At 42.4% G+C, this 11,673-nt stretch carries 12 protein-coding genes and 1 pseudogene; 1 reads left to right on the forward strand and 12 read right to left on the reverse strand.

Annotated elements, in window-relative coordinates:
* Positions 1-17: 17 nt before the first annotated feature.
* From D8793_RS04420 to D8793_RS04470, 11 genes are all read right to left on the reverse strand, one after another.
* On the reverse strand, positions 18-350 hold the full coding sequence (locus D8793_RS04420; protein WP_125370691.1) for a hypothetical protein: 333 nt from the start codon (positions 348-350) through the stop codon (positions 18-20).
* Entirely contained in the window at positions 347-763 is a 417-nt protein-coding gene (locus tag D8793_RS04425) for a hypothetical protein (RefSeq protein ID WP_125370692.1), read from the reverse strand. Before D8793_RS04425 ends, D8793_RS04420 begins: the two co-directional genes overlap by 4 nt.
* A gap of 61 nt (positions 764-824) precedes the next feature.
* Positions 825-1,160, reverse strand: coding sequence for a hypothetical protein (locus tag D8793_RS04430; protein ID WP_125370693.1), 336 nt, complete (start codon positions 1,158-1,160; stop codon positions 825-827).
* Positions 1,157-1,573, reverse strand: coding sequence for a hypothetical protein (locus D8793_RS04435; RefSeq protein WP_125370694.1), 417 nt, complete (start codon positions 1,571-1,573; stop codon positions 1,157-1,159). The genes D8793_RS04430 and D8793_RS04435 overlap by 4 nt, the downstream gene beginning before the upstream one ends.
* Positions 1,574-1,634: 61 nt before the next feature.
* Positions 1,635-1,970 carry a hypothetical protein gene (locus D8793_RS04440; RefSeq protein ID WP_125370695.1) on the reverse strand — a complete coding sequence of 112 codons (336 nt, stop codon included), beginning with the start codon at positions 1,968-1,970 and terminating at the stop codon, positions 1,635-1,637.
* Complete coding sequence (locus D8793_RS04445; protein ID WP_125370696.1) at positions 1,967-2,383, reverse strand: hypothetical protein; 417 nt, start codon at positions 2,381-2,383, stop codon at positions 1,967-1,969. Before D8793_RS04445 ends, D8793_RS04440 begins: the two co-directional genes overlap by 4 nt.
* A gap of 52 nt (positions 2,384-2,435) precedes the next feature.
* The gene (locus D8793_RS04450) at positions 2,436-3,488 is read right to left on the reverse strand and encodes a serine hydrolase (protein WP_125370697.1); all 1,053 of its coding nucleotides are present in this window, start codon (positions 3,486-3,488) and stop codon (positions 2,436-2,438) included.
* A gap of 113 nt (positions 3,489-3,601) precedes the next feature.
* Complete coding sequence (gene sodA, locus D8793_RS04455) at positions 3,602-4,207, reverse strand: superoxide dismutase SodA (protein ID WP_005590771.1); 606 nt, start codon at positions 4,205-4,207, stop codon at positions 3,602-3,604.
* Between the two features lie 91 nt (positions 4,208-4,298).
* A complete protein-coding gene (holA, locus tag D8793_RS04460) occupies positions 4,299-5,336 on the reverse strand; it encodes a DNA polymerase III subunit delta (RefSeq protein ID WP_125370698.1) in 1,038 nt (345 codons plus the stop codon).
* A gap of 106 nt (positions 5,337-5,442) precedes the next feature.
* Positions 5,443-5,619, reverse strand: coding sequence for an XRE family transcriptional regulator (locus D8793_RS04465; RefSeq protein ID WP_125370699.1), 177 nt, complete (start codon positions 5,617-5,619; stop codon positions 5,443-5,445).
* Between the two features lie 70 nt (positions 5,620-5,689).
* Positions 5,690-6,388, reverse strand: coding sequence for a glycosyltransferase family protein (locus D8793_RS04470; protein WP_125370700.1), 699 nt, complete (start codon positions 6,386-6,388; stop codon positions 5,690-5,692).
* 106 nt (positions 6,389-6,494) lie between these two features.
* On the opposite strand from D8793_RS04470, the pseudogene D8793_RS04475 reads away from it, so the two are divergent.
* Positions 6,495-7,052: pseudogene (locus D8793_RS04475) on the forward strand (transposase); the annotation flags it as partial.
* Positions 7,053-7,328: 276 nt separating this feature from the next.
* Here D8793_RS04475 and D8793_RS12430 read toward each other — a convergent pair.
* The gene (locus tag D8793_RS12430; protein ID WP_446677587.1) at positions 7,329-9,548 is read right to left on the reverse strand and encodes an LPXTG cell wall anchor domain-containing protein; all 2,220 of its coding nucleotides are present in this window, start codon (positions 9,546-9,548) and stop codon (positions 7,329-7,331) included.
* Positions 9,549-11,673 lie beyond the last annotated feature (2,125 nt).

Here is an 11,673-nt window from a genome sequence, read left to right on the forward strand (position 1 = left end):
CATTCATTTTACCATACTTACTTTTTCCTTAAAATAAAAATTAAATCATTCACATCCGTTGGCATCGTACCTGCAACTACAGCCACACTATTCGTATCTACCCGGCCATTAACAATCGGCGCAACGGCCATACCCTGAAAACCAGTTGCAGGGTCATTTTTGACGGAGACAACACGGAAATCTTGATTTCCTATAGCTATTGTATTTTTCTCATCATCAGCCAACTCATTATCCTTCTTAGAAGTTATAATTTCATGCCCATTGGTCTTAGCTAAATTCGGATCAACGCTATAAACATTTTTTTCTTGATTAAATTCATTTAATTCTTTATCAGAATAATTATATATCATTTCAAAATCATCTCCTCTTTTACTGAATAGATTACTTTAATTTCACCTTCTGTATGACCAACTCTAGATCGCAAATTGGCCATATTTTCATTGTAAGTAGGTCCCCCAAATGAAGCATCATGATTACTAACATCATCTAAATGATGAGCCGCCCCATATTTTAATTTTGTTCCATCAGCAAAGGTCAACTGAACATGAACATACCATCCACCAGGCTTTTCAGAATAACTTGGATCACTAAACTGAATCTCTTTAATATCTTTATAGCTATTTTTTAATGCTTTCGCTAAACTCGTCTCATATTCACGATTGCGTTTTAGTTCTGTTTGATAATTAAAATAGCTAACCGCACCAAAAATCAAGAAACCAGTCAACAACACGCCTAAAACACTCATAAGAATTCGCTTCTTCATCACAGCTACCTTTCATTTTTACTTTAAACAAAAAATAAATTCTACATTCATTTTACCATACTTACTTTTTCCTTAAAATAAAAATTAAATCATTCACATCCGTTGGCATCGTACCTGCAACTACAGCCACACTATTCGTATCTACCCGGCCATTAACAATCGGAGCAACTGCCATACCCTGAAAACCAGTTGCAGGGTCATTTTTGACAGAAAGAATCTTAAATCTTTGACCATCAGACGTTCTATATATGTTTGTTTCTCCTGCTTTTATCTGATCATCGGATTTATCAGTTATAATATCATGCTCTTTACTTTGTGCTAAATTTGGATCAACACTATAAACAGCCTCTTCTTGATTCAGTCCATTTAATTGTTCATCTGTATAAGTATATGTCATTTTATTTCCCCTTTAGAACCATCTGAGAACACAATTAAAATTTTATAACTAGTAATCCCTTTTTGAGAATCTAAATAGTTCCACTTTTTCTCGGCTTCTTTACCACCAATTGAACCACCATAATTTGTTTTCAAATGCAAAGCATGGATTGTGCTATATTCAACCTCTTCTCCGTCATTAAAATTTAATTTCACACGAACATACCATCCACCAGGCTTATCAGAATAACTTGGATCACTAAATTGAATCTCTTTAATATCTTTATAGCTATTTTTTAATGCTTTCGCTAAACTCGTCTCATATTCACGATTGCGCTTTAGTACTGTTTGATGATTAAAATAGCTAATCGCGCCAAAAATCAAGAAACCAGACAGCAACACACCTAAAGCACTCATAAGAATTCGCTTCTTCATCGTAGCCACCTCTCATTTTCACTTTAAGCAAAAAATAAATTATATATTTATTTTGCCATATTTACTTTTCCCTTAAAACAAAAATAAAATCATTCACATCCGTTGGCGTCGTACCTGGAGCTACCACTGCTACACTGTTTGTATCTACCTGACCATTGACAATCGGCGCAACAGCCATACCCTGAAAGCCAGTTGCACGGTCATTTTTGACAGAGACAACACGGAAATATTGATTTCCTATAGTTATTCGATTTGATTCTCCACCTTGGAGCATTTCACTTGGTTTATCTGTTATAACATCACGCCCTTTATTTCTGGCTAATTTCGGATCAACACTATAAACAGTTTCTTCCTGATTAAAAAGATTTAATTCCTTATCAGTATATTCATATGTCATTTTAAAATTACCTCTGTTTTCATTGAATACATTACCTTAATTTGATTCTCTGTATAACCAACTCTTGATTTTAATTTATCACTCTCTTCATCTAAAGTTGGACCAGAAAAAATTGAATCATGATTAACAGTATCACCAAGATGGTGTCCTGTTCTATACATCAACCTTACTCCATCTCTAAAGGTCAGCTGAACTTTCACATACCATCCACCAGGCTTATCAGAATAACTTGGATCACTAAATTGAATCTCTTTAATATCTTTATAGCTATTTTTCAGCGCTTTCGCCAGGCTTGTCTCATATTCATGATTTCGCTTTAGCTCTGTTTGATGATTACAATAGCTAACCACACCAAAAATCAAGAAACCAGACAACAACACACCTAAAACACTCATAAGAATTCGCTTCTTCATTGCAACCACCTCTCATTTTTACTCAAATCAATTATTAAATAAATAACTTGTCTTAATTCATGTTGACTCGGTGCCACTCATTGATGATATAGGCAATTTGACCGACCTGATCAATACCAACTCCGCTGATCTCCTCACTGGCTTCTGTGCTACCACCTAGATAGGCTGTATAAAGTGCCACAATATAGGGCTTCTCCTCCATGACAATAGCATCAACATTGAGTGCCTCTCTAACATACCCAGGCTTTTGGTAAATTGTCAAATCGTATAAATAACGTTTGTAATATTCACCAGGAAAGGAAACACCGATAAAATAAAGAATATCCTTGTATTTTTCTTGGTTATTCCACAGATACTCTAGAACTTGAATATAATAATCCGTTGTTGTTTTGTTTTCTCTGCTGATCGTCTTGACTTTAGCTTTTGATCGGCCATACCTTCCAAACATGCTGTAGGCCTTATCCATACCGCCTAGTCGCTCTGCTAGCGCATAAGCGGGCGTATTTTCAGAGTAGACCAAGGAATACTCCTGCATATCAGGAATAGACATGGCGCCATTGAAGGCCGCTACATAGTTATCGTGCTCCCCCTTGTATTCATAGCTGGTATTGGTAATATCAAACCGCTCTTCCAGCGATAATTTTCCTGCTGCTACCTCATCAACAACCAACATATTAAGGGGGAGTTTATAAGTAGAGCCTGCTGTCATAGGCTGGGTATCATTCATGGCATAAGTTTGCCCACTCATCAAATCTTTATAAGAAAAAGCAAGCTGCGAAGAGTCAATTCCCATGTCATCCATGTAAGCCTGAACAACTTGTGACAAGGTCATATTCGCATAATCGTAAGATAAGCCCAAGGCTTCCATGGTCGGAAAATCCTGCTCTATCACCTCTTGCTTCTCTTCCATTGTCTTGCTAGCACGCGCAGTCGCCTCAGACTTCGTTTCCTCTCCTTCTGTAGCCTGTGAAGAAGCGATTGATTGACCTGCTTCTGCTATCTTTTTATCAGCTCGCTGTGGCTCCACCAAAAGACCCAAAAAACAAATAAATAAGAAAACACCACCGAACCAGCAAGCCAGTTTCTTTATGTCATTTTTAATCAAAGCATTTCTCCTAATATTTTAGTATTATAAAAGATTCTCATTAAAATAACAAGTAGAAAGGTCAATTTAAGGGCATTTAAAAACGAATCATTACGATCCGTTTTATAATTCTATTATTTAGCTGCTGCGTAGAGCTCATCCACTTTATTCCAGTTGATCACTGAGAAGAAAGCCTTGATATAGTCAGGACGCACGTTGCGATATTTCACGTAGTAAGCATGTTCCCAAACGTCCAAGCCGAGGATCGGTGTCTTACCTTCTGAGATTGGTGTATCTTGGTTTGCTGTTGAAGTTACTTCAAGTTTCCCTTCTTTGTTGACAACCAACCATGCCCAACCTGAGCCGAAACGAGTTGTTGCTGCTGCAGTGAAGGCTGCTTGGAATTCTTCAAATGAACCAAATGTCTCATCGATCGCTGCTGCAAGTTCTGCTGAAGGAGCTGTCTTTTCAGGAGTCATCAATTCCCAGAAAAGAGCATGGTTCAAGTGTCCACCACCGTTGTTGATCACTGCTTGGCGAATATCAGCCGGAATAGACTCAACATCTGCCAACAGTTTTTCTAAGTCTTCACCAATTTCAGGATGTTTTTCAAGCGCCGCATTTACGTTATTCACGTAAGTTTGATGGTGCTTGTCATGGTGAAGGTGCATTGTTTCCTCATCGATGTAAGGTTCCAAAGCGTCGTATGCATAAGGTAGATCTGGTAAAATAATTGCCATTTACTTGTCCTCATTTTCTTTATTATTATACAAATCATAACGTAAAAACGCACATTTTTCAACTATTTTGCTTATAAATTTTGCTAAGCTTTTAGAAGTTTCCTGTTGCGATTTTCAGCAAGGCGAGGTCGAAAAGGTAGTCCTTGTCATAAAGGCCAGACTTGATCTGGTAGTCCGTTTCAATCAAGCAGGTCAGGGTTCTTTTCAGAAAGTTGAGGCTAAGCCCACGCGCATCCTTGAGTGCAAACTTGACTTGGAAGGGATTCATCTTGCGGCCTAGATAGTCTGATAACTCCGCCACGATTTGACTTTCAGATCGGCCATTATCCGCCAAAATCTTAACCTGAGTAAACATTCGAAACTGGCCTAACATGATGGCAATCAGCTTGATTTCATCTTCACCCTGCAGAGTCAAATCTCGCACCAAACTCCGCGCCGCATCAATTTGTTTCTGTAAAATCAGTTGGGTCAAATCAAAAATGTTGTCCTGCAAGGTTTTGGGAATGGCCTCAGCGATGTCTTCCAGACTGACCTTCCCCGACTCTTTATAAGACTTCAGAAAAGCCAAGTTTTTACTGATTTCGCTGAAATGAAATCCTGATTTGATCAGCAAGTGGTCAAAAGCCTTCGGAGCGAAGTCCAGACCTTCAAGCTGGGCTTGTTTTGTAAAATACTGACGTAAGTCTGCTTCCTTAATCTCAGCTGCTTCAAAGATCTGTCCGTCGCGCTTGAGCATTTTGACTAGTCTGAGTTTGCTGTCCAGCTTACCTTCCGCAAAAATGACCAACTTGGTCGTGCTACTAGGATCTTCCAAATACTGCTCAAAGGATTTGAGCTCTTCATCCGATAAATAGCGCTTTTTTGCTGTCGTTAGATCCGCAAAATGATCTAAAATAATAATCTTTTCATCTGCAAAAAAAGGCAGACTGACTAAATCTAACTCCACATCTGCATAAGACGTTTCTTTCATATCAAACAACGTGACATTCAAATCCGCTGGATCGTAGTGAATCTGCTTCAAAAACTCGTCTTTTAACAGCTCAAATTGCCCCAAGTCGTCTCCCGTCAAAATCGTTAAAGGCGGAAGGTTTTCGGGAGTGATTTTCCTAATTTTTTCAATTGCTAACACAGTGGCACTCCCTTCCTTTTTCTTGATTCTTAGTCATGTATAAATTGTAACAAAAAACAGCAGGAAAGTCTGCTGTTTTTCATCATTCTGACTAGAATATCAGGGATTAAAAGAATTGTCCCAACTGCATGATGATTGTGACCAAGAGAGTGATAAGAAAAAGAATGCCACCTAACACTGCAATCATACTAAACTCTTGCTTCTCTCTTTTCAACGGTCTTCTACGATTATCTAGCTGCTCGTTGATATGTTCCTGCAGAATTCCCTTTTGCTTCTCTGGCATGATTGTCCTCCCTTACTAAATCTGCATAAAGGAACTTGCCCTCATCGAAAGCAAGTTCTCATGTATCTGGTTAAAGAATGGCCTTATATTGCTCCAAACTAGCCTGATTAGCAGCCTGTTTCTGTCTAGCAAGTGCTGCTTCCATCTCTGATGAGTGGGCAAGGACACTTTGAATCTTATCCACCATGCCTGAAACATTTTCTGGCGAATAAATGTGATCATCTGCAATAAATCGACGGCTATGGCAAGTATTTTTGAAGCTGAGAATCAGCATGTTGTTCTCAAAAGCTGTGCGACATGCATTGAGGATTTCATCGCTGATATTGATATCTAGATACAAGTCACATCTCTCAAAAAGCTCTGCAACCTTGGCCGGACGAATATTTGGATAAAGCGAAACATTCGGATAACGATTGAGCCCCATCAAATGGCCAGACATTTCTGTGATGGCTCCAATATGGAAATGTACATTTGGTAGCTGAGTCAAGAGCTGCTCTATTTGCTCAAGCTGATCACTATTGGTCAAAATCAAGGCTTCTGGATTCATATTATTAAGACGCTGGTAATCATAAATATAACCAATATTGTGGAAATAGACTTTTTCTTCCGGTGTGTCCAAATCTCCTGTAAAATAACTGTAAGGAGACTCGACATCTGGTGAAAGATAGCCATCGTCTTGTACAACAACAGGACAATCAAGTCCTGTTGCTTTTAATGAACGTAACAAATCAAAACTTGCTTGATCATAGCGGTCAAACAAACAAATCATAGTGGTTATGCCTTTCTTTCTGAATCCTTCTTAGTTGGTCTGAGCCGATCGAACCAGATCAGACCAGCGCTGGGCAATATGCTCATCAAGGTAAGGCTCAGCTACCTCACTCGCTAAACAATCTTTTTGTGCGGTCAAGAAAACCTCTCCAATACTTGAAGAGGTTCGCTACTATGCTCAAGAATTGCTTCGTCTTTCTGAACGCAGACAAGTTGTCTTAAACGACATGGTAGCTCTAGCTCAGCCTTTACCAGAGTATGACATCTTACGGTCAATTCCTGCCATCGCAGAAACCACAGCGACATCTATCATTGGCGAATTGGGAGAGATTCGTTGCTTTCAGTCTACCAATCGAATCAACGCTTTTATTGGCATTGACCTGAGACACTATGAATCTGGGAACTTTCTAGCTAAGGAATACATCACTAAACGAGGTAATCCCTATGCCAGAAAAATCTTGTTCAAGTGCATTCACAACATCGCTTCAGCTAGTCATACCAATCCCTGCCATATCGCTGACTTTTATGAGAAACGAAAAAGACAATCGACAATAGCTTCAACTAAGCCACATACGATTGCCTCTATACATCGTCTCATTCGAACAATGTATTACCTCATTACGCATAACAAACTTTACGATTATTCTTTGACCCAAAATCGATAAGGTTGTCTATGCCGTATTATGGTAACACCTTGTTTCAAAAAATACCAGATGAGGTGTTTTTTAGCATGCCCTTTTATGGATCAAAAAGTGTTAAAAATAAGACAGTAACCTCAGAATAGCTACTGTCTTATCTCTTTTTTTACTTAAAGCCTTGATAGACTTGACAAATGGTAGAAAAGAGCCCAAAAACCCCAGATAGCCTTGAGCCATCCGGGGTTCTTATTTTCATCGCTAAAATGATATCAACAAAATTTCATTGTAGCCGATTTTTGGAACTTAGTCTTCTAAATCCATTTCAGAAGCTGCTGATCTCTTCTTCTTACCAAGAAGAGAGGCAGTTACCAAGGCAGCTACTCCTAATCCAAGACCAGCAAATTGGTTACTTGCAGTTCCTGTATTTGGTAAAGCCTTAGCGTTTGGAGTAACTTTGACTTGTCCTGGTTGTGCAGGCTGTGGCTTAGGTGCTTGAGAGTGATTTGTAGCACTCGAGATTGAAGCACTGTCAGACAAGCTAGCTGAGGTACTTGCGCTGTTGCTCATGCTTGTGCTTGTTGAAACTGATTCACTTGTGCTGATTGAAGCACTTACGCTGTTGCTCATGCTTGCTGAAGTTGAGGCATCGCCTGAGCCATTGCTTGTACTTGTTGAACCTGAACCACTACCTGAGTTGTTGCTTGCACTGATTGAGGCTGACACGCTGTTACTCAAGCTTGTGCTTGCTGATTCAGATGCACTGATTGACGCTGACACGCTGGTGCTCATGCTTGTGCTTGCTGATACTGAAGCACTGATTGAAGCAGACACGCTGGTGCTCATGCTTGTGCTTGCTGATACTGAAGCACTGATTGAAGCAGACACGCTGGTGCTCATGCTTGTGCTTNCTGATTCAGATGCACTAATTGAAGCTGATACGCTGGTGCTCATGCTTGTGCTTGCTGATTCAGATGCACTAATTGAAGCGGACACGCTGTTACTCAAGCTTGTGCTGGCTGATACTGAAGCACTGATTGAGGCAGACACGCTATTGCTCATGCTTGTGCTTGCTGATTGACTTGCACTGATTGAAGCAGACACGCTGGTGCTCATGCTTGTGCTGGCTGATTGACTTGCACTGATTGAGGCTGACACGCTGTTGCTCATGCTTGTGCTGGCTGATTGGCTAGCTGATACAGATGCTGAAGTACTTTGACTTGCAGATACTGACGCGCTAGCTGATTGGCTTGCACTGATTGAGGCTGACACGCTGTTACTCATGCTTGTGCTGGCTGATTCAGATGCACTAATTGAAGCAGACACGCTGTTGCTCATGCTTGTGCTGGCTGATTGACTTGCACTGATTGAGGCAGACACGCTGTTGCTCATGCTTGTGCTGGCTGATTCAGATGCACTGATTGAGGCAGACACGCTNTTGCTCATGCTTGTGCTTGCTGATTCAGATGCACTGATTGATGCGGACACGCTGTTACTCANGCTTGTGCTTGCTGATTCAGANGCACTGATTGATGCGGACACGCTGTTACTCAAGCTTGTGCTTGCTGATTCAGATGCACTGATTGAGGCAGACACGCTATTACTCATGCTTGTACTTGCTGATACTGAAGCACTGATTGAGGCAGACACGCTATTGCTCATGCTTGTGCTTGCTGATTCAGACGCACTGATTGATGCGGACACGCTGTTACTCAAGCTTGTGCTTGCTGATTCAGATGCACTAATTGAAGCTGACACGCTGTTGCTCATGCTTGTGCTTACTGATTCAGATGCACTAATTGAAGCGGACACGCTGTTGCTCATGCTTGTGCTTGCTGATTGGCTTGCACTGATTGAGGCAGACACGCTGTTACTCATGCTTGTGCTTGCTGATTCAGATGCACTAATTNAAGCTGACACGCTGGTGCTCATGCTTGTGCTTGCTGATTGGCTTGCACTGATTGAGGCAGACACGCTGGTGCTCATGCTTGTGCTTGCTGATTCAGATGCACTGATTGAAGCAGACACGCTGGTGCTCATGCTTGCTGATTCAGACGCACTAATTGAAGCTGACACGCTGGTGCTCATGCTTGCTGATTCAGACGCACTAATTGAAGCTGACACGCTGGTGCTCATGCTTGCTGATTCAGATGCACTGATTGAAGCAGACACGCTGGTGCTCATGCTTGCTGATTCAGACGCACTAATTGAAGCTGACACGCTGTTGCTCATGCTTGCTGATTCAGACGCACTAATTGAAGCTGACACGCTGTTGCTCATGCTTGCTGATTCAGACGCACTAATTGAAGCTGACACGCTGGTGCTCATGCTTGCTGATTCAGATGCACTAATTGAAGCTGACACGCTGGTGCTCATGCTTGCTGATTCAGACGCACTAATTGAAGCTGACACGCTGGTGCTCATGCTTGCTGATTCAGACGCACTAATTGAAGCTGACACGCTGGTGCTCATGCTTGTGCTTGCTGATTCAGATGCACTAATTGAAGCTGACACACTGTTGCTCATGCTTGTGCTTGCTGATCGGCTTGCGCTTACTGATGCTGAAGTACTTTGACTTGCAGATACTGAAGCTGATTGGCTTGCACTGATGCTTGCTGAGATAGATGCTGAAGTGCTTTGGCTTGCGCTTACTGATGCTGAAGTACTTTGACTTGCAGATACTGAAGCTGAAGCTGATTGGCTAGCTGATACAGATGCTGATTGACTAGCACTTACTGATGCTGAAGCACTTTGGCTCGCACTAATTGACGCAGAGTGGCTCGCGCTTNCTGAGATAGANGCTGAGTTCTGGTTGTTAGATGCTGAAGCTGAAGCACTGATGCTTGCGCTCACTGATGCTGAAGTACTTTGACTTGCAGATACTGAAGCTGAAGCTGATTGGCTAGCTGATACAGAGGCTGAGTGACTTGCACTTACTGATGCTGAAGTGCTTTGGCTCGCACTAATTGACGCAGAGTGGCTCGCGCTTACTGAGATAGACGCTGAGTTCTGGTTGTTAGATGCTGANGCTGAAGCACTGATGCTTGCGCTCACTGATGCTGAAGTACTTTGACTTGCAGATACTGATGCGCTAGTTGATTGACTTGCAGATACAGAAGCTGATGTGCTTTGGCTTGCTGATGCTGAAGCCGATTGACTTGCGCTTACTGATGCACTTACGCTTGCACTTGCTGAGCTTGATGCTGATTGGCTAGCACTGATGCTTGCTGAGATAGATGCTGAAGTGCTTTGGCTCGCACTAATTGACGCTGAGTGGCTCGCGCTTACTGAGATAGACGCTGAGTTCTGGTTGTTAGATGCTGAAGCTGAAGCACTTTGGCTCGCACTAATTGACGCAGACTGGCTCGCGCTTGCTGAGATAGACGCTGAGTTCTGGTTGTTAGATGCTGAAGCTGAGGCACTTTGGCTTGCGCTTACTGATGCTGAAGTACTTTGACTTGCAGATACTGAAGCTGATTGGCTAGCTGATACAGATGCTGAGTGACTTGCACTTACTGATGCTGAGGCGATTTGGCTCGCACTAATTGACGCTGAGTGGCTCGCGCTTACTGAGATAGACGCTGAGTTCTGGTTGTTAGAGGCTGAAGCTGAGGCACTTTGGCTTGCACTAATTGACGCAGACTGGCTCGCGCTTGCTGAGATAGAAGCTGAGTTCTGGTTGTTAGATGCTGAAGCTGAAGCACTGATGCTTGCGCTCACTGATGCTGAAGTACTTTGACTTGCAGATACTGAAGCTGANGCNNNTTGGCTAGCTGATACAGATGCTGAGTGACTTGCACTTACTGATGCTGATGCGATTTGGCTCGCACTAATTGACGCAGACTGGCTCGCGCTTGCTGAGATAGAAGCTGAGTTCTGGTTGTTAGATGCTGAAGCTGAAGCACTTTGGCTTGCACTAATTGACGCAGACTGGCTCGCGCTTACTGAGATAGACGCTGAGTTCTGGTTGTTAGATGCTGAAGCTGAAGCACTGATGCTTGCGCTCACTGATGCTGAAGTACTTTGACTTGCAGATACTGAAGCTGATTGGCTAGCTGATACAGATGCTGAGTGACTTGCACTTACTGATGCTGATGCGCTTTGGCTCGCACTAATTGACGCAGACTGGCTCGCGCTTGCTGAGATAGAAGCTGAGTTCTGGTTGTTAGATGCTGAAGCTGAAGCACTTTGGCTTGCACTAATTGACGCAGACTGGCTCGCGCTTACTGAGATAGACGCTGAGTTCTGGTTGTTAGATGCTGATGCTGAAGCACTGATGCTTGCGCTCACTGATGCTGAAGTACTTTGACTTGCAGATACAGACACTGAGGCGCTTTGGCTCGCACTAATTGACGCAGACTGGCTCGCGCTTGCTGAGATAGACGCTGAGTTNTGGTTGTTAGATGCTGATGCTGAAGCACTGATGCTTGCGCTCACTGATGCTGAAGTACTTTGACTTGCAGATACTGAAGCTGAAGCACTTTGGCTTGCACTAATTGACGCAGANTGGCTCGCGCTTACTGAGATAGACGCTGAGTTCTGGTTGTTAGATGCTGATGCTGAAGCACTGATGCTTGCGCTCACTGATGCTGAAGTACTTTGACTTGCAGATACAGACACTGAGGCGCTTTGGCTCGCACTAATTGACGCA

The sequence above is a fragment of the Streptococcus cristatus genome, assembly GCF_003943465.1.
In the GTDB taxonomy this organism is placed as follows: domain Bacteria; phylum Bacillota; class Bacilli; order Lactobacillales; family Streptococcaceae; genus Streptococcus; species Streptococcus cristatus_C.